This window comes from Microterricola viridarii (assembly GCF_900104895.1).
Taxonomy (GTDB): domain Bacteria; phylum Actinomycetota; class Actinomycetes; order Actinomycetales; family Microbacteriaceae; genus Microterricola; species Microterricola viridarii.
In genome coordinates this window covers 2,988,568-3,003,898 of sequence record NZ_LT629742.1, presented here as the reverse complement: position 1 = coordinate 3,003,898, position 15,331 = coordinate 2,988,568, and the positions used below count along the sequence as shown (strand labels likewise).

Sequence of the window (15,331 nt, the reverse complement as noted above, 5' to 3'; positions counted from 1 at the left end):
GCTCCACTCTGCAGCAGGAGGTCCTCACTCATTCCCGAAGGACTACAGCGAGTCGTCACACCGATTCAACCAACGTCCCTGGGCAGTACAGCTAGCCCGCGGCACCGGCCGTTCGTGCCGCCTGTGCGGCCAGCGCCGCGTCGAGCACGGCCTTCCTCTGCTCGAGCTTCTGCCCGAGCTCGGACGTCTCGTCGAAGAACCAGATGTGCTCGCCGCGGTTGGACTCCCAGACGAAGTCGCGCAGCGCCCCGCTGGCGGCCAGCTGCGCGCCGATGTCGCCGATGACGGCCAACTTGAGCTGGTAATTCGCGACCTTCTGCAGGATCGCCCCGGCCTGCCCGGACGCCAGCCGGAAGAACTCCGCATCGAGCCGGGACACCGGCAGCGCGATGACGTCCGCGTTGTCGACCCAGGCGTTGCCGATCAGGTCGGAGGTGTCCTCCGAGCTGACGATCGGCGGGCCGGCCGGGTCGACGTGCAGCACACGCAGGCCGCCGCTCTCGGTGATGCGCTGGGGCTGCTCGTTCTCGCTCATACGAAAAAACTAGGCGAGATCCGGCTCGAACGGCCAGTGTTACGCGCCCGATACGCTGGACCGGTGACTGACTCCCTGCCGCACTGCCCCGAATGCTCCAGCGAACACGCCTACGAGATGGGCGCGCTGCTGGTCTGCCCGATGTGCGGGCACGAATGGGCGGCCGCAGCCGCTGACGAGTCGGATGACGCGACCGCCGAGCCGGTCATCAAGGACGCGGTCGGCAACGTGCTCGCCGACGGCGACACGGTGACGGTCATCAAAGACCTGAAGGTCAAGGGCAGCTCCACGGTGATCAAGGTCGGCACCAAGGTGCGCGGCATCCGCCTGCTGCCCGGCGTCGGCGACCACGACATCGACTGCAAGGTCGACGGGGTCGGCCCGACCCAGCTGAAGTCCAGCGTCGTCAAGAAGGTCTAGCCGGTGCGCCAGGATCTCGCCCTCGGCGACGTCACGATCAGCTTCCTGACGGATGCCGGTGCGGCCGACGCACCCGCAGCCGACGCACCCGCATCCGGCGCCGCCCGCCCCACCGTCGTGTTCCTGCACGGCCTGGCGGGAAGCGCCACCGAGTTCCTTCCGACCGCCGCCGCCCTCGGCGTCGGCTACAACTCGGTGCTGGTCGAGCTGCGCGGGCACGGCCGCAGCACCCGGCATCCGGCCGACGCCTCTCGGGAAGCCTACGTGCGCGACGTGATCGCCGTGCTCGAGCACCTGAACGCGTCCGATTCGACGGGGCCGGCGGGCGTCGCCCTCGTCGGCCAGTCGATGGGCGCGCACACGGCGCTGCTCGTGGCCGCCGCGCGCGCGGACCTGGTGCGCATGTTGGTGCTGCTGGAGGGTGACGTGCAGTCCTCGCCGCCCGAGGCCGCCGAGCGGATTGGCGGATACTTCGCCTCCTGGCCGGTGCCGTTCGCGGATGCCGCGGCGGCCGGTGCCTTCCTCGGCGACAGCGTCATCGGCCGGGCCTGGCTGGCCGACCTCGAGCCGTGCGAGGGCGGGCTGCGGCCGCGCTTCGAGCCGGCGTTCCTGCAGGCCTCGATCGCGGCGCTGCACGCGCAGGCCCGCTGGGAGGAGTGGGAGAACCTCACGGTGCCGACGGCGGCCGTGTTCGCCCCGGACGGCATGTTCGACGAGGAGCGCAAGCTCGCCTTCCTCGAGGCGCGGCCCGGCACGCTGCGGGTGGACCTCGGAGCGGGCAGCCACGACGCGCACCTGGACGCGACCGCGGAGTGGTCCGCCGTGCTCGGCGACCTGCTCAGCCGGCTGGACGGGGACGGCCCGGTCCGCTGGGATTGGGACTGATTGCGGATTCGCCGGGCGCTGCCTAGCGTGGACGGATGCAGTTCACACTCACCGTCGACATGGACGCACTGACCGGCGAGCCGGAGGCGGAGCTCTCCCGCATCCTGCGCTACTGGGCCGGCAACCTCAAGCACTACGAACTGGTCGAGGGCACCCACGAGACCCTCTCGGACACGGCCTACGTGCCCGTCGGGCAGTGGCGCATCGAGCCCTCGCCCGAGTAGCCGCATCCGCCCGCCGGCCACCACGCACTCGCGGCCCTCGTTTCGTCTCGCGGCCCGCGTCATACCGGGGGCCGCGAGACACAACGCGGGCCGCGACGCTCCGCGACGCTCCGTGACGGGCCGTGACGGGCCGCGACGGGCCGTGACCGGTGCAGCCGTGTGCGGCTACTCCCAGGCGACGTAACGGTGGGATCCGCGCTCCAGGCGCAGCGCGAGCGGCCCGGCCATCGCGAACACGCCGCCGCTGCCGAAGCGCGCGAGGCGATCCGTCGTCGCCGTCCAGCTGCGGCCATCGGCTGTGGTGGCGACCGTCTGCAGCGGGCCGAACCCGTCCCCGCCCTGCACGATCCGTTCCTCGACCCGGCCAGCCGCCGCGGCATCCAGAAACTCCCGCAGCAGCTCCACCTGGTCGACGTCGGCGGGCAGGTTCCAGACGCCGTCGCCGAGGTGAACCCGGATGCCGTCGGCTCCGTCCTCCGCGGAGCGCATCCAGTGCAGGGCGGCCGCCCCGGCCCGCCGCGGCTCGATCGTGACGGCCGCGGCGTCGTCTGAGCGCAGGATGCGGGCGCGAGCGCCCAAACGCGTGGCGGCGTCATCCGCGAGCGCGCGCAGCAGCATCCCCACTTCGCCCTGGGCGCGCAGCGCGCGCAGCCGGGCGGTGTGCGCCTCCCGGTCCTGATGCACGGTGCGCTCTGCGCTCGGCACGAAGAGCGGCAGCACGGTGTCGCCAGGGATGTCGAGTAGCACCAGATAGTCGTTCATCTCGGCGTCGTCGCCCGTGCCGAGCTCACTCAACGGGTGCAGCTGCGGGTGGGCGGTATCCGAGGTGCGGGTGCCCGGCATGCCCGCCACCGGGACGCTCGGATAGGTGACACCGGTGATGCCGGCGACAAGACCCGAAATGTTCAGCCGCGGCGTCTCCGCAGATTCCTCGCCGTGATTGTCGCTGAGGAGGCGCGGCACGGCCACATCGGCCGCGGCATCGAGGGCGAGGGCGGGGTCGATTGCCGGCTCGAGCGCAGGGTCAATTGCCGGGTCGAGCCCCGGGTCGAGCGCCGCGAGCCGGTAGCTCACCGTCTCGCCCAGTCGGGCGGGCACGCCGCAGCATTGCTGCTCCCAGCCGACGATCAGCACCTCGATGCGCCTCGGCATCCGCCCGCTCACGCGCTCGCCGTCACGGCCTCTGGCGCGTCATCCGCCCGCGAGCGGTCGGCCGCACGCAGCCCGAAGCCGAACGCGAGCGCGATGAAGAACATCAGCACGCCGTACACGGCGGCCGGCAGGCTGAGCTCGAGGCTGCCGAGCACCGTCTGCGCGATCACGATCGCGAGCGTCGCGTTGTGGATGCCGATCTCGAAGGAGCTCGCGACGGCCTGGCGCCGCTCCACCCGGAACAGCCGCGGCACGAAGAAGCCGATGCTCAGGCTGAGCAGGCAGAACAGTGTGGTGATCAGGGCCAGCTGGCCGAGATTGGCCAGCAGGATGTCCTTGTTCGAGACGATGGCGCCGGCGATCACCACAATGAGGATGACGATCGAGGCGATGCGCACCGGCTTGTCCATGGCGTCGGCGAAGCTGGTGCGCCAGCGTCGCACCAGCATGCCCAGCCCGACAGGGGCCAGCACGATGACGAACACCTCGACGGTCTTGGCCAGTTGCAGCCCGAGCGAGGTGTTGCCCGGCATGAAGTAGGCGATCGCCAGATTCGTGATGAGCGGCAGCGTGATGACGGCGATCACGGAGTTGAGGGCGGTGAGCGAGATGTTCAGGGCGACGTCGCCGCGGAACAGGTGGCTGTACAGGTTCGCGGTCGTGCCGCCCGGGGAAGCCGAGAGCAGCAGCATGCCGACCGCCAGCACGGGCGGCAGCTCGAACGCGAGCACCAAGCCGAAGCAGACGAACGGCAGGATCAGCAGCTGGCAGACGAGGGCGATGACCACCGCTTTCGGCGCTTTGGCGACGCGGCCGAAGTCGCGCGGCGTCAGGCTCAGGCCCAGCCCGAACATGATGATGCCGAGGGCGACGGGCAATCCGATGGTGGTCAACGCTGATCCCATGGCCTCAGTATGGCCCAGACTCTGACCCCCGCCGCTAGCCCCCACCCTAAACTCGAGAGCGTGAGTGAGCAGGGTGCGAGCGGGCAGGCCGGTGCAGCCGACCGCGAGGCGCGCGCGTCTATCGAGCGGGCGCTCGCCGACGCCGTCGAGCGCCTGAGCGGGGCGGATGCCGCCACCGAGGCGCTCGCCCGCTTCGAGCCGCCGCGGCGCCGCGCCCTGCTGTTCACCCGCGAGGCCCAGATGGTGCCGCTCGGCCGCGTGTGGCGGCTCGGCGTGTTCCTGCTCGGGGCCGACGGCGCGCTGTACGCGACCGGGCACACCACCCGGGCGGTGGACCCGCGGCATCCGGGCTACCAGTCGGTCTCTGCCGAGGAACGCCGCGGTTTCAGGGCGGCAGCCTTTCGCGGGCCGTTCGAGCGCGGCGAGACCGTGAACTTCGACGTCGAGGAGATCGAGCTGACCCCGGGCGCGCTGCGCACGGCGACCGGCCCGCTCGTGCTGCGCGGTGCGAGCGCACTGGTGCGCTGGCGGGCGGGCGCGGGGGAGGACGGCCTCGTGCCGTTGGAGAGCTATCTCGCCGAGCGGGTCGGACTGCTGGGCCTATGAGAGCCAACGACGCGGTGAACGCGCGGGGCCAGGACGGAGGCGTCGATGACCAGGGCTGAGGTCGACCGGTATCTGTCGGAGCTCGACCACCCGCAGGCGGGCACGCTGGCCGAGCTGTGCGCAATCGTGCGCGCCGCCGACCCGCGCGTGCAGGAGACGATCAAGTGGAACGCCCCGAGTTTCTTCATCGCCGAGCACTTCGCCACGACCGGGCTGTCGCCGCGGGGCCAGCTCCGACTGGTGCTGCACACCGGGGCGAAGAAGCTGTCGGAGCCCCTCGTCGTCACGGTCGCCGGCGCCGATGGGCTGCTCGAGTGGAAGGGCACGGACCGCGCCGTCGTCATCGTGCGGGACGCCGAGCAGTTGGAGGGCATCCGCGAGGCGCTGGGCGGGGTGCTGCGGCAGTGGATCGCCCAAACCCAGCCGGCCCCCTAGGCCGACCGCCCGCTACCGGGTGAGATACGGGGCGAGCGCTGCGAGCGTCGGCGCGCGGCCGAGCTCGATGTGCGCGTACGCCTGGGCGGCGGCGAGCTCGGCCTTGCCCTGCACGAGCGCGTCGTAGAGCTGGCGGTGCTCGCCGGCCTGGTCACCCTCGCGGGCTCCGTGGGTGAGGCGGAAGATCCACTCCATCCGGCCGAGCATCGGCTGCAGGCTCCGCACCAGCAGACTGTTGCCGGAGAGCCGCACGATCTCGGCGTGGAAGCGCAGATTCGAGGAGATCCCCTCGGCCTCGTCGCCACCGGCGAACTGGGTCTGGGCGCTGGCGAGGCTCTCGACCAGGGAATCGGCCGCCTCGATGCCGGCAGAGAGCCGGAGGGCCGCCTGCCGCGTGGCGAAGGGCTCGATGCAGAGCCGCGCGTCGAAGAGCTCCTCCACGTCGTGCCGGGTCATCGGCCTGACGACGGCCCCGCGACGCGGTTCCGCCACCACGAAGCCCTCGGACTCCAGCCGCTGCAGCGCCTGACGGACGGGGATGCGGGAGACCTCGAAGCGCTCGGAGAGCTCGCGCTCCTTGAGCCTGCTGCCCGGCGCGGCCTCGCCGGCGATGATCGAGCGCAACAGAGCGCGATACACGCCGTCGGGGCGGGCCTCGCGCTCGACGGCGGCGTCGGCCATGTCAGCGCTGTCGACGGCGGCGTCGGTGTCGGCGCCGTCGGCGGTGGGGCCCGCCGGGGGTGTGTGGGTCGGCGGTTGCCGCATGGCGTCTCCTCGCTCGTCGGCGGCGCGTCGCAGCGAGCCCGCCCCGTCTTGGTATCCCAAAATAGCAGAGTGTTCCCCCGAATCTCCGTGTCTTTCTGGGTACAAGGGGCTGTGTATTCCATTTGGGATACCATTAACGCCAGTGCGCGGGCCGGTGGGCTCGACGCAGGCCGGTGCTGTCGCCGGCATCCAGATGTGGAAGGACCGACGCCATGCTCATTCGCAACGCCCGCCCGTGGGGTGGCCCCGCAGCCGATGTCGAGATCGCCGACGGCGCGATCACCGAGGTGCGCGCCCACGACCCGCTCGCCACGGGCGGCGCGGATGTCGTGGACGGCCGCGGCCGCCTGCTGCTGCCCGCGTTCAGCGACGTGCACGTGCACCTGGACTCGACGCGCATCGGGCTGCCGTTCCGCGAGCACACCGGCAGCCCCGGGGTGTGGGCGATGATGCTGAACGACAGGAACAACTGGCGTGACGCCGAGATCGGCCTGCCAGAGCGGGTGGCCGGCACGCTCGAGCAGATGATCGCCAAGGGCACGACCCGGGTGCGCAGCTACGCGCAGGTTGACGTCGACTGCAGGCTGGAGAAGTTCGAGGCCGTGCTCGCGGCGAAGGAGGCCTTCGCCGAGCAGGCCGAGGTGCAGATCATGACGTTCCCGCAGGCCGGCATCCTGCGCGAGCCCGGCACCGTCGAGGTGCTTGAGGAGTCGCTGAAGCAGGGCGCCGACGTCATGGGCGGCATCGACCCGAGCCAGCTCGACCGCGACCCGGCCCGGCACCTCGACATCGTCTTCGGCCTCGCCGAGAAGTACCAGGTCGAGATCGACATCCACCTGCACGAGCCGGGCGAGCTGGGCGTGTTCAGCACCGAGCTGATCTTGGAGCGCACCCGGGCCCTCGGCATGCAGGGCAAGGTCACCCTCTCGCACGCCTACGAGCTCGGCTCCGTGTCGGATGCCGTCAGCCGCCGCCTCATCGAGGAGTTCGCCGAGCTCGACATCGCGATGGCCACGATCGCCCCGGCGGCCCGCCGGCCGCTCTCCCTGCTGCAGCTCGTCGAGGCCGGTGTGCGGGTCGGGCTCGGCGAGGACGGCCAGCGCGACTACTGGAGCCCCTACGGCAACTGCGACATGCTCGACCGCACCTGGCAGCTGTCGTTCACCAGCGGATTCCGGCGCGACGAGCACGTCGAGCTCGCCCTCGCGGTGGCCACGCTCGGCGGCGCCAGCATCATGTCCCACGAGGCCCCCCGCGTCTCCGGTCTGGGCAGCCGCCAGGGCGTCGCCGTCGGCGACCGGGCCGAGCTTCTGCTCGTCGACGGCGAGACGCCGACGAGCGCCGTGATGGACCGGGGTACCGACCGCACTGTCATCCACAATGGCCGCGTCGTCGCCGACGGGCTCCGTGTCCTCGGCCGCTAGCACCGGCGGCGCGGATGCCGCAGCCGTAGGACAGACGAACTCCCGCGCGGGGAGGGCCCGAGCGGGGAAGCCTCGAGCGGGGAAATCGCGAACGCTCACGCCCCGTGCGGCGACGCTCGGGCTGATCGCCGCGCTCCTGGTCGGGGTGAACCTCCGCCCGGCGATCACCTCGGTGGCCGCGCTGGTCGGCGAGGTGACGGCGCACTTCGAGCTGAGCGCGGGCGAGGTGACGGCGCTGGTGACGCTGCCGGTCATCGCGTTCGGATTCACCGCGCCGCTCGGCCCCTGGCTGGCCAGGCGCATCGGCGTGGCCGGGGCGCTCGGCTGGGCGATGGTCGCCCTCGCGGCCGCCATCGCCCTGCGCGTGCTGCTGCCGGGGCAGCTGTTGCTCGGCACCGCCGTCGTCGGCATTGCGATCATGGCCGCAGGCACCCTGCTGCCGCAGTACCTGAAATCGCTGAACGCCGGCGGCCTCTGGGTCGGGCTGAGCAGCATGTCCTTCGGGGTCGGTGCGGCGCTCGGCGCCGGCCTCGCCGTTCCGCTGCACCGGGCGACGGGGGAGAGCGTGCCAGCCGCCCTCGCCATCTGGGCGGTGCCCGCGATCGCAGCCGCTCTGGCGATGGGCCTCGTCGGCGCCCGGGCCGGCCGCGAGCGGCGCGAGCTCACGGCGCAGCGCGCCGGAGCCCTGCCCCGCCTGCGGCTGCCCGCCGGTGGAGTGCACACCCTCGCGCTGGTCACGCTCGTCTTCGGCCTGCAGGCGCTGCTTTACTTCGCGGTGACCGCGTGGCTGCCGGTCTTCCTCGCCGACCGCGGCGAGCCGACGGCGGTGCGCGGCTGGCTGCTCGCCTGGTTCAGCATCGCCGGCTTCCTGCCGACCCTGGTCACCCCCATCATCGCCAGGCGCCCCCGGGTGCTCCGCTGGTTCGGCCCGGGCCTGGGGCTCGCGGTCGCGATCGGCCTGGCCTGGCTGTTCGTCGCAGACGGCGGGCAGTACCTCTTCGTCGTCGGGCTGCTCGGCGCGGTGCAGAGCGCCGCCTTCGGCCTGGCGATCAGCCTCATCGTCGGCCTGTCCGCCAATGCGGCCACCGCCGGAGCGGTCTCGGCGATCGGGCAGGGAGTCGGCTACATCCTGGCCGGTGCGGGCTCGCTGCTCGTCGGCGTCGTGCACACGGCATCCGGCGAGTGGGCCCCCAGCTTCCTGCTCATGGGCGCCTTCGCGATCTCGCTCAGCGTGGCGACCGCGCTCCTGGTGCGGCGGCCGCCGATCGACATGGTCGCGGGGGATTCCGAGGCCAACGCCGAGGCGAATGCACAGGCGGATGCCGGCGCCGCCCCGGGCGGGCGGGGCGAGCCGGCCGGGCGCAGCTGAGGCTGCGCCGGGCACCGCGCAGCGCCGCATAGGGTTGACGGGTGACTGCAACTCTCGTGGCCCAGGGCCTGGCCGGTGGCTACGCCCACCGCACTCTGTTCGAATCGCTCGACCTGACCGTCGCCCCCGGCGACGTCGTGGGCGTCGTCGGCGCCAACGGCGCGGGCAAGTCGACCCTGCTGCGCATCCTCGGCGGAGAGCTCGAGCCGCAGGCCGGCACGGTCAGCCTGTCGCCGAAGGACGCCTTCGTTGGCTGGCTGCCGCAGGAACACGAGCGGCTGCCCGGCGAGAGCATCGCCGCCTACATCGCGCGTCGCACCGGCTGCGCCGAGGCGACCGAGCAGATGGATGCCGCAGCCGCCGCCCTCGGCGACCCCAGCCTGGCCGCGCCCGGCACCGACCCGGGCGACGTCTATGCGGTCGCGCTGGAGCGCTGGCTGGCCAGCGGCGCCGCCGACCTCGACGACCGCCTGCCGGTGGTGCTGGCCGACCTCGGCATCACCCTCGAGAACGGCGGCCAATTGAGCGCCGACTCGCTGATGACCTCCCTCTCCGGCGGGCAGGCGGCCCGCGTCGGCCTGGCCGCGCTGCTGCTGTCCCGCTTCGACATCGTGCTGCTGGACGAGCCGACCAATGACCTCGACCTTGACGGCCTGGACCGGCTGGAGGCCTTCGTCAGCGGCATCCGCGGCGGTGTCGTGCTGGTCAGCCACGACCGTGAGTTCCTCGCCCGCAGCGTGACCAAGGTGCTCGAGCTCGACCTGGCGCAGAACAGCAACCGGCTCTTCGGCGGCGGCTACGACTCCTACCTCGAGGAGCGGGCCATCGCCCGCCAGCACAAGCGCGACGACTACGAGGAGTTCGCCGCCAAGAAGGCCGACCTCATCGGGCGGGCCCGCACCCAGCGCGAGTGGTCGAGTCAGGGCGTGCGCAACGCGATGAAGAAGGCGCCGGACAACGACAAGATCCGCCGCAAGGCCTCGATGGAGTCCAGCGAGAAGCAGGCGCAGAAGGTGCGCCAGATGGAGAGCCGCATCGCGCGCCTGGACGAGGTCGAGGAGCCGCGCAAGGAGTGGCAGCTCGAGTTCACGATCGGCGCCGCCCCGCGCTCCAGCTCGGTCGTCAGCACGCTGAACGCCGCCGAGTTCCGGCAGGGCGACTTCACCCTCGGCCCGGTGTCGCTGCAGGTCAACGGGGGCGAGCGCATCGGCATCACCGGCCCGAACGGCGCGGGCAAGTCGACGCTGCTGCGCGGCCTGCTCGGCCGCCAGGCTCCGGATGCCGGCGGCGCCAGCCTCGGCGCCAACGTCTCGATCGGCGAGATCGACCAGGCCCGCTCGCAGCTGGTCGGCGACGCGCCGCTGGCCGAGGCGTTCGAGGCGCTCGTGCCGGAGATGGCTGCGGCCGAGGTGCGCACCCTGCTGGCCAAGTTCGGGCTCAAGGCCGACCACGTGCTGCGCCCCGTCGACGCGCTCTCGCCGGGGGAGCGCACCCGCGCCGGCCTCGCCCTGCTGCAGGCGCGCGGCGTGAACGTGCTCGTGCTCGACGAGCCGACCAACCACCTCGACCTGGCCGCCATCGAGCAGCTCGAGCAGGCGCTCGAGAGCTACGAGGGCACGCTGCTGCTCGTCACCCATGACCGGCGCATGCTCGACACGGTGCGCATCGACCGCCGCTGGGCCGTCGAGTCTGGCACGGTCACCGAGCTGTAGCCGCCGCGGCCTCGGGGCCGGGTCGCGCCCCGTCCGCGCCCCGAGCTGGCGCAAACACGCGGCGGCGGATGTCGGAGCGCACCCCTCCGCTGAGCCTTCCGACGCGCATATACTTTCCAAATGGAAAGTGAATCGCGCGTGCCGTCGCCGGAGGCTGCCGCCGAGCTGCTGCGCAGCCACGGCGAGATGCGCGAGCGCGTCGAGCACCTCGGCCCCTCGCGGTCGTACGCGCTGTTGACGGTGTGGGGCGCGCTCGCCCTGGCCGTGTACATGGCCGCCTTCCTGCTCTCCTTCTCCCTGACATCGGGCGATCCAGCGGCCGGGGGCAGTGGTGCGGGCAGCGGGCTGTACTCGAACATGCTGGTTTTCCCGTTCCTGCTCTTCGGCGCCCTGGTCCGCGGGGCGCAGGAGCGGTTCAGCATCCGCAGCCGGGCCGCCGGGTCCGGCTGGGTCGCGAAGGGCCTCGCGCTCGGGGCATTCGTGCTGCTGCTCGTGCTCAACCTGTTCGGAGTCGACTACCCCTGGCTGCTCAACCCGATGCTCGCGGTGGCCGTCTTCATCACGCTGGCGTACGAGCCACTCCAGCAGCTGCGCCGGGCGCCTGCGTCATCCGTCGATGAACGCTGGGCCAATCAACCCCTCAGCCCCGCGGTGCGCTGGATGACGGCGCTCATCGGCGTGACCTCCGCGGTGCTCCTGGCCACGAGCAGCGAGAGCTGGTACGCGTACGCATCGCTCGTCAGCATGCTGTTCCTCGTCGCAGTGCTCCTGGGCTGGCGGGCTCCCTGGGGCCTGCTGCGCACCGGCTTCGAGTGGGGCCCGCTGCATTGGGGTGCGTTCGGCGTCACGATGAGCATCCTGTTCCTGATGGGCGTGCTGCTCTCGCGCACGCTCTGGGTGACGACACCCGTGTCGATCGCGGCCGGGGCGGTCGCGCTGCTCCTCATGCTGGCCGCATCCGTGCTGCCGACCCGCGCCAAGGCGCGCTGAGCGCCATGGCCCATCCGCGCCACGAACTGAATGACGCGTTCCAAACACCCGTCCGCTTCTCGCTGATGGCGGCGCTCGGCCGCACCGCCCAGATCGACTTCCGCACGCTGCGGGAGCTGCTGGAGGCCGACGACTCGGTGCTCAGCAAGGCCGTCTCGCACCTCGAGAAGCTCGGCTACGTCACGGTGACCAAGGGCTATGTCGGCAATCGGCCGCGCACGTGGGTGCAGGCGAGCGCGCAGGGGCATCGCGCCTACCAGCAGCACTTGCGTGCGCTGCGGGCCATCACCGAGGGACTGCTGGACTGAGCGGACGCCGCGCCACCGTGGCGCGACCGACCGGCCGCGTTAGCGGGACTGGCGCTTCTTGTACGGCAGCGGCTCGCCCTTGACCCGGGGAGCGCGGCCCTTGCCCTTGTTGGCCTTCGCCTTGCCGCCGGCCTTCGGAGCCGGGGGCTTGTTGGCGGCGTCGAAGGCGGCGATTTCGGCGGTCGCTGTCGCGAGGAAGAGCTCGCCGGCCTCGGTGAGGCTCATGCTGCTCGTCGTGCGGTTCACCAGCTGCGCGCCGACGAGCGCCTCCAGCTGGTTCAGCGAGCCGCTGAGAGTGGCGTGCGAGACGCCGAGAGCGGTCGCGGCCTTGGCCAGGTCGAGCTCGGTCGCCACTGTGACGTAGTGCCGGAGCAGGGAGATGTCCACGGAGGGCCTTTCGAAGGTCCGCGCCGATGAGCGGTCCCTCCAGAGTACGCGCCCGCGCTGAGCGCCCGCCCCACCGGGCTCCGGCCCCGCTCGGCCGGGCTCTGCCGGGGCCCTGCCCGGGCTCGGCCGTGCTCAGGCCGGGCCGAAGCGCTGCACCGCACGGGCGTGCGCCTTCAACGCCTCCTCCTCGCGGTTCTTCGGCGGGGCGGAGCTCACCAGGTCCTCGAGCAGGTGCCGCGTCGCGTGGGCGATCTCGGCGACGGCCCGCTCGAACGCGGCGGCGTTCGCCTGCGACGGCTTGCTGGAGCCGCTGATCTTGCGCACGTACTGCAGCGCCGCGGCGTGCACCTCGTCGTCGCTCGCCTCTGGCTCGAAATTGTGCAGTGTGTGGATGTTTCGGCACATGCTTCGAGGGTAGCCAGCGGCATCCGCCACCGAAAGGCCCGCGAGAGGGCCGGATGCCGGCCGTGTCGGCTGGGACGCTGACAGCGCCTAAACTGGAAAGCTGTCTCGGCCGCTCGGCCGGGCAGAGTTGGATCGACAGGGCTTGTCCGCATCCGTGACAAGAAGGGCCCCTTCGGCATGAGTACGCAGCGCACTGAGCATGAGGCTCACATCGCCAGACGCGGCACGATCGGCGCCATCACCCAGGTCGGCACCGAGGTGAGCATCAACCTCGGTTCGGCGTTGGCCGGCATCGCGATGCCGCTGGTCGGCGCGCCCGTGGTCGTCGCCGTGCGCCAGATCGTGATGACGATCGTCTTGCTGCCGCTGTACCGGCCGAAGCGGGCGGAGCTCAGCTGGGCCAGGCTGTGGCCGGCCGTCGCGCTCGGGGTCGTGCTCGCCGTCATGAACCTCAGCTTCTACGCCTCCGTGCACATCATTGGCCTCGGCCTGGCCGCGACCATCGAGTTCCTCGGCCCGCTCGCGCTGGCGCTCGCCGTGAGCCGCCGCCTGCTCGACTTCGTCTGCGCGCTCGCGGCCGGGGTGGGGGTTGTGCTGCTCACCGGCCTCGACGGCAAGGTCGACCTTTTGGGCATTGCGCTCGCGTTGATCGCCGGAGCGGCCTGGGCCGGCTACATCCTGCTCACCCGCCGAGTCGCCCTGACACTGCCCGGGCTGGAAGGGCTCACCGTCGCCGGAATCGTCAGCCTCGTGCTCGTGATCCCCGTCGCCGTCTTCACGTTCGACGCCACCACGCTGAACCTCGGCATCGTGGGCCTGCTCGTCGCGATCGGCGTGCTGTCCTCCGCGCTTCCGTACAGCTTGGACACCTTCATCCTGCGCCGCGTCGACACCCGGGTGTACGCGATCATCACCGCCTGCGGCCCGGCCATCGCCGCGCTGTTCGGCTGGCTGATCCTCGCTGAGCAGTTCAGCGGCATGCAGATCGTGGCCATCGGCCTGGTCTGCGCGGCCGCCGCGACGGCGATTGCCACGCAGCGCCAGCGCCCCGCCACCGACCTGGAGCTCTCCGCCGAGGCCCAGCTCTAGCCACGCCGACACGACAGTTCAACGTCTTCCCGGGCACCGGGAACACGTTCAGCTGTCCTCTCGACGCATGCCGATGGCGTGCGAGCGGATGCCGGGGCGGCCCTCCGCGTTGGCTCGAGGCAGCGCCGCTGCACGTTGGCTCGAGGGAGCGCCGCTCCACGTTGGCTCGAGGGAGCGCTAGCGACCGAAGCCAACAGCCCCGGGCAACCCGATCGGGTTGGCTCCGGGGCTTCGGGCGCTGCGCTGCTCCTTCGTCGCGGCGCGGCGCCCTCTAGCTGTACTGCCCAGCAAGGTTGGTTAACCGGCTGATGGGTGGTTTGCTCCCGATGGCCGTGTGGGGCCTGTGGTGATTGTATTCGTGGAGCCAGGCCGGGAGGGCGTTCCGGCGGGCTGACTCGGACGCGTAGAACCGTGAGAATGCCCAGCCGTCGGCGAGGGTGCGGTGGAAGCGTTCGATCTTCCCGTTGGTCTGTGGCCGGTAGGGGCGGGTCTTCTTGGGTGTGATGTTCAACTCGGTGCAGGTGTCGCGCCAGAGGTGGGACTTGTAGGCAGAGCCGTTGTCGGAGAGGACCCGTTCGACCGTGATGCCTCGGGCGGCGAACCAGGACACGGCCCGGCGGAGCACACCCACGGCGGTGACCGCTTGCTCGTCGGCGTGGATCTCGGCGTAGGCGACGCGGGAGTGGTCGTCGATGACGGTGTGCACGAACGCCGTCCCGACCAGCGGCTGCCGGCGCTTGCTCCGGCCCGCGCCAACGGTCGCGGCCCGGTTCTTGCCGCCCTGCTGCTTGCCCAGGTAACGCCAGCCGCCGCCATCGGGGATGTTGCCGAGCTTCTTCACGTCGACGTGGATCATCGCCCCCGGCTTGTCGTGCTCGTAGCGCCGCACGACTTCCCCGGTGCGCTTGTCGACGTGACTCAACCGGTTCAGCCGGCACCGGGTCAACACGGCGTGCACGGTCGACGCGGGCATGCCCACTTTCGCGCCGATCGCGACCGGCCCCAAACGCTTCTTCCACCGCAGATGCACGATCTTCCGCACCAGCCGCTGCGGGGTCCTGTTCGGGTTCCGGTGCGGCCGGGAGGAGCGGTCCTGCATGCCGTCCTCACCCATCGCCGCGTAACGTTCAGCCCACCGCTTGGCGGTCGGCCAGGAGCAGTTGAACTGTCTCGCGGCCTGCGAGATCGGCCAACGGTCGTCCACGATCAGGCGCGCCATGCGCAGCCTTTGGCGTGGAGTCAGCGCAGCGTTAGCGTGGGACATGAGGGCCTCCTGGTCTCGCAGAACTGGTTTCTAAGCAGCTCCACTCTGCAGCAGGAGGTCCTCACTCATTCCCGAAGGACTACAGCGAGTCGTCACACCGATTCAACCAACGTCCCTGGGCAGTACATCTAGCCGGCGTGGGGGAGGCGCGGCGCCCTCCAGCCGACGTGGATTCCCACGTTGGCTCGAGGGAGCGCTAGCGACCGAAGCCAACAGCCCCAGGCAACCCGATCGGGTTGGCTCCGGGGCTTCGGGCGCTGCGCTGCTCCTTCGTCGCGGCGCGGCGCCCTCTAGCCGGCGTGGGGGAGGCGCGGCGTCCTCCGGCCGGCGGGGGTATGCACGTCGGCTCGAGGGAGCGCCACTCCACGTTGGCTCGAGGGAGCGCCAGCGACCGAAGCCAACAGCCCCGGGCTACCCGATCGGGTTGGCTCCGGGGCTTCGGGCGCTGCGCTGCTC

The 15,331-nt window shown here is 71.4% G+C and carries 18 protein-coding genes; 11 read left to right on the top strand and 7 right to left on the bottom strand.

The features are described 5' to 3' along the window. Positions 1-91: 91 nt before the first annotated feature. Entirely contained in the window at positions 92-535 is a 444-nt protein-coding gene (locus tag BLT62_RS13780) for a DUF4180 domain-containing protein (protein ID WP_083364580.1), read from the bottom strand. Positions 536-598: 63 nt separating this feature from the next. On the opposite strand from BLT62_RS13780, the gene BLT62_RS13775 reads away from it, so the two are divergent. From BLT62_RS13775 to BLT62_RS13765, 3 genes are read left to right on the top strand one after another with little or no spacing between them, the layout of a single operon-like run. Beyond that, complete coding sequence (locus BLT62_RS13775) at positions 599-955, top strand: zinc ribbon domain-containing protein YjdM (protein ID WP_083364579.1); 357 nt, start codon at positions 599-601, stop codon at positions 953-955. 3 nt (positions 956-958) lie between these two features. Then, positions 959-1,840: an alpha/beta fold hydrolase gene (locus BLT62_RS13770; RefSeq protein WP_156786355.1), complete on the top strand. Its 882-nt coding sequence runs from the start codon at positions 959-961 to the stop codon at positions 1,838-1,840. A 35-nt stretch (positions 1,841-1,875) separates the two neighbouring features. Further along, complete coding sequence (locus BLT62_RS13765; protein WP_083364578.1) at positions 1,876-2,064, top strand: hypothetical protein; 189 nt, start codon at positions 1,876-1,878, stop codon at positions 2,062-2,064. A 165-nt stretch (positions 2,065-2,229) separates the two neighbouring features. Here BLT62_RS13765 and BLT62_RS13760 read toward each other — a convergent pair whose 3' ends face one another. Both BLT62_RS13760 and BLT62_RS13755 read right to left on the bottom strand, forming a co-directional pair. After that, positions 2,230-3,216, bottom strand: a complete 987-nt coding sequence (locus tag BLT62_RS13760; RefSeq protein ID WP_083364577.1) for a DUF6578 domain-containing protein — start codon at positions 3,214-3,216, stop codon at positions 2,230-2,232. 8 nt (positions 3,217-3,224) lie between these two features. Beyond that, positions 3,225-4,121 carry a bile acid:sodium symporter family protein gene (locus BLT62_RS13755; RefSeq protein ID WP_083364576.1) on the bottom strand — a complete coding sequence of 299 codons (897 nt, stop codon included), beginning with the start codon at positions 4,119-4,121 and terminating at the stop codon, positions 3,225-3,227. 60 nt (positions 4,122-4,181) lie between these two features. Between BLT62_RS13755 and BLT62_RS13750 the strand changes: the two genes are divergently transcribed. Next, positions 4,182-4,727: a hypothetical protein gene (locus BLT62_RS13750; RefSeq protein ID WP_083364575.1), complete on the top strand. Its 546-nt coding sequence runs from the start codon at positions 4,182-4,184 to the stop codon at positions 4,725-4,727. A 45-nt stretch (positions 4,728-4,772) separates the two neighbouring features. Beyond that, entirely contained in the window at positions 4,773-5,162 is a 390-nt protein-coding gene (locus tag BLT62_RS13745; protein ID WP_083364574.1) for a DUF1801 domain-containing protein, read from the top strand. A gap of 12 nt (positions 5,163-5,174) precedes the next feature. On the opposite strand, the gene BLT62_RS13740 is transcribed toward BLT62_RS13745, so the two are convergent. Then, a complete protein-coding gene (locus BLT62_RS13740) occupies positions 5,175-5,927 on the bottom strand; it encodes a GntR family transcriptional regulator (protein WP_231919186.1) in 753 nt (250 codons plus the stop codon). A 212-nt stretch (positions 5,928-6,139) separates the two neighbouring features. Here BLT62_RS13740 and BLT62_RS13735 point away from each other — a divergent pair, with 212 nt between their 5' ends. The 5 genes from BLT62_RS13735 to BLT62_RS13715 all read left to right on the top strand — a co-directional run bounded on the left by BLT62_RS13735 (position 6,140) and on the right by BLT62_RS13715 (position 11,730). After that, a complete protein-coding gene (locus tag BLT62_RS13735; protein WP_083364573.1) occupies positions 6,140-7,351 on the top strand; it encodes an amidohydrolase family protein in 1,212 nt (403 codons plus the stop codon). A gap of 145 nt (positions 7,352-7,496) precedes the next feature. After that, positions 7,497-8,720 carry an MFS transporter gene (locus BLT62_RS13730; protein WP_172829718.1) on the top strand — a complete coding sequence of 408 codons (1,224 nt, stop codon included), beginning with the start codon at positions 7,497-7,499 and terminating at the stop codon, positions 8,718-8,720. A 41-nt stretch (positions 8,721-8,761) separates the two neighbouring features. After that, entirely contained in the window at positions 8,762-10,432 is a 1,671-nt protein-coding gene (locus BLT62_RS13725; RefSeq protein ID WP_083364571.1) for an ABC-F family ATP-binding cassette domain-containing protein, read from the top strand. 120 nt (positions 10,433-10,552) lie between these two features. Continuing rightward, entirely contained in the window at positions 10,553-11,422 is an 870-nt protein-coding gene (locus tag BLT62_RS13720; RefSeq protein WP_156786354.1) for a hypothetical protein, read from the top strand. A gap of 5 nt (positions 11,423-11,427) precedes the next feature. Continuing rightward, positions 11,428-11,730, top strand: coding sequence for a transcriptional regulator (locus BLT62_RS13715; protein WP_083364569.1), 303 nt, complete (start codon positions 11,428-11,430; stop codon positions 11,728-11,730). Between the two features lie 39 nt (positions 11,731-11,769). Here BLT62_RS13715 and BLT62_RS13710 read toward each other — a convergent pair whose 3' ends face one another. Together BLT62_RS13710 and BLT62_RS13705 are read right to left on the bottom strand one after the other, a co-directional pair. Beyond that, positions 11,770-12,117 carry a LysR family transcriptional regulator gene (locus BLT62_RS13710; RefSeq protein WP_083364568.1) on the bottom strand — a complete coding sequence of 116 codons (348 nt, stop codon included), beginning with the start codon at positions 12,115-12,117 and terminating at the stop codon, positions 11,770-11,772. Between the two features lie 132 nt (positions 12,118-12,249). Continuing rightward, complete coding sequence (locus BLT62_RS13705; RefSeq protein WP_083364567.1) at positions 12,250-12,522, bottom strand: DUF2277 domain-containing protein; 273 nt, start codon at positions 12,520-12,522, stop codon at positions 12,250-12,252. 177 nt (positions 12,523-12,699) lie between these two features. On the opposite strand from BLT62_RS13705, the gene BLT62_RS13700 reads away from it, so the two are divergent. Further along, positions 12,700-13,611 carry an EamA family transporter gene (locus tag BLT62_RS13700; RefSeq protein WP_083364566.1) on the top strand — a complete coding sequence of 304 codons (912 nt, stop codon included), beginning with the start codon at positions 12,700-12,702 and terminating at the stop codon, positions 13,609-13,611. Between the two features lie 271 nt (positions 13,612-13,882). Here the strand turns inward: BLT62_RS13700 and BLT62_RS13695 are convergent, their stop codons facing one another. Beyond that, the gene (locus BLT62_RS13695; protein ID WP_083364565.1) at positions 13,883-14,875 is read right to left on the bottom strand and encodes an IS481 family transposase; all 993 of its coding nucleotides are present in this window, start codon (positions 14,873-14,875) and stop codon (positions 13,883-13,885) included. Between the last annotated feature and the right edge of the window lie 456 nt (positions 14,876-15,331).

Excerpts from the sequence above, each read along its gene's own strand:
- BLT62_RS13780 (WP_083364580.1), bottom strand. The coding sequence starts at position 535 with ATGAGCGAGAACGAGCAGCCCCAGCGCATCACCGAGAGCGGCGGCCTG.
- BLT62_RS13765 (WP_083364578.1), top strand. The coding sequence starts at position 1,876 with ATGCAGTTCACACTCACCGTCGACATGGACGCACTGACCGGCGAGCCG.
- BLT62_RS13760 (WP_083364577.1), bottom strand. The coding sequence starts at position 3,216 with ATGCCGAGGCGCATCGAGGTGCTGATCGTCGGCTGGGAGCAGCAATGC.
- BLT62_RS13755 (WP_083364576.1), bottom strand. The coding sequence starts at position 4,121 with ATGGGATCAGCGTTGACCACCATCGGATTGCCCGTCGCCCTCGGCATC.
- BLT62_RS13745 (WP_083364574.1), top strand. The coding sequence starts at position 4,773 with ATGACCAGGGCTGAGGTCGACCGGTATCTGTCGGAGCTCGACCACCCG.
- BLT62_RS13740 (WP_231919186.1), bottom strand. The coding sequence starts at position 5,927 with ATGCGGCAACCGCCGACCCACACACCCCCGGCGGGCCCCACCGCCGAC.
- BLT62_RS13735 (WP_083364573.1), top strand. The coding sequence starts at position 6,140 with ATGCTCATTCGCAACGCCCGCCCGTGGGGTGGCCCCGCAGCCGATGTC.
- BLT62_RS13720 (WP_156786354.1), top strand. The coding sequence starts at position 10,553 with ATGGAAAGTGAATCGCGCGTGCCGTCGCCGGAGGCTGCCGCCGAGCTG.
- BLT62_RS13715 (WP_083364569.1), top strand. The coding sequence starts at position 11,428 with ATGGCCCATCCGCGCCACGAACTGAATGACGCGTTCCAAACACCCGTC.
- BLT62_RS13705 (WP_083364567.1), bottom strand. The coding sequence starts at position 12,522 with ATGTGCCGAAACATCCACACACTGCACAATTTCGAGCCAGAGGCGAGC.
- BLT62_RS13700 (WP_083364566.1), top strand. The coding sequence starts at position 12,700 with ATGAGTACGCAGCGCACTGAGCATGAGGCTCACATCGCCAGACGCGGC.
- BLT62_RS13695 (WP_083364565.1), bottom strand. The coding sequence starts at position 14,875 with ATGTCCCACGCTAACGCTGCGCTGACTCCACGCCAAAGGCTGCGCATG.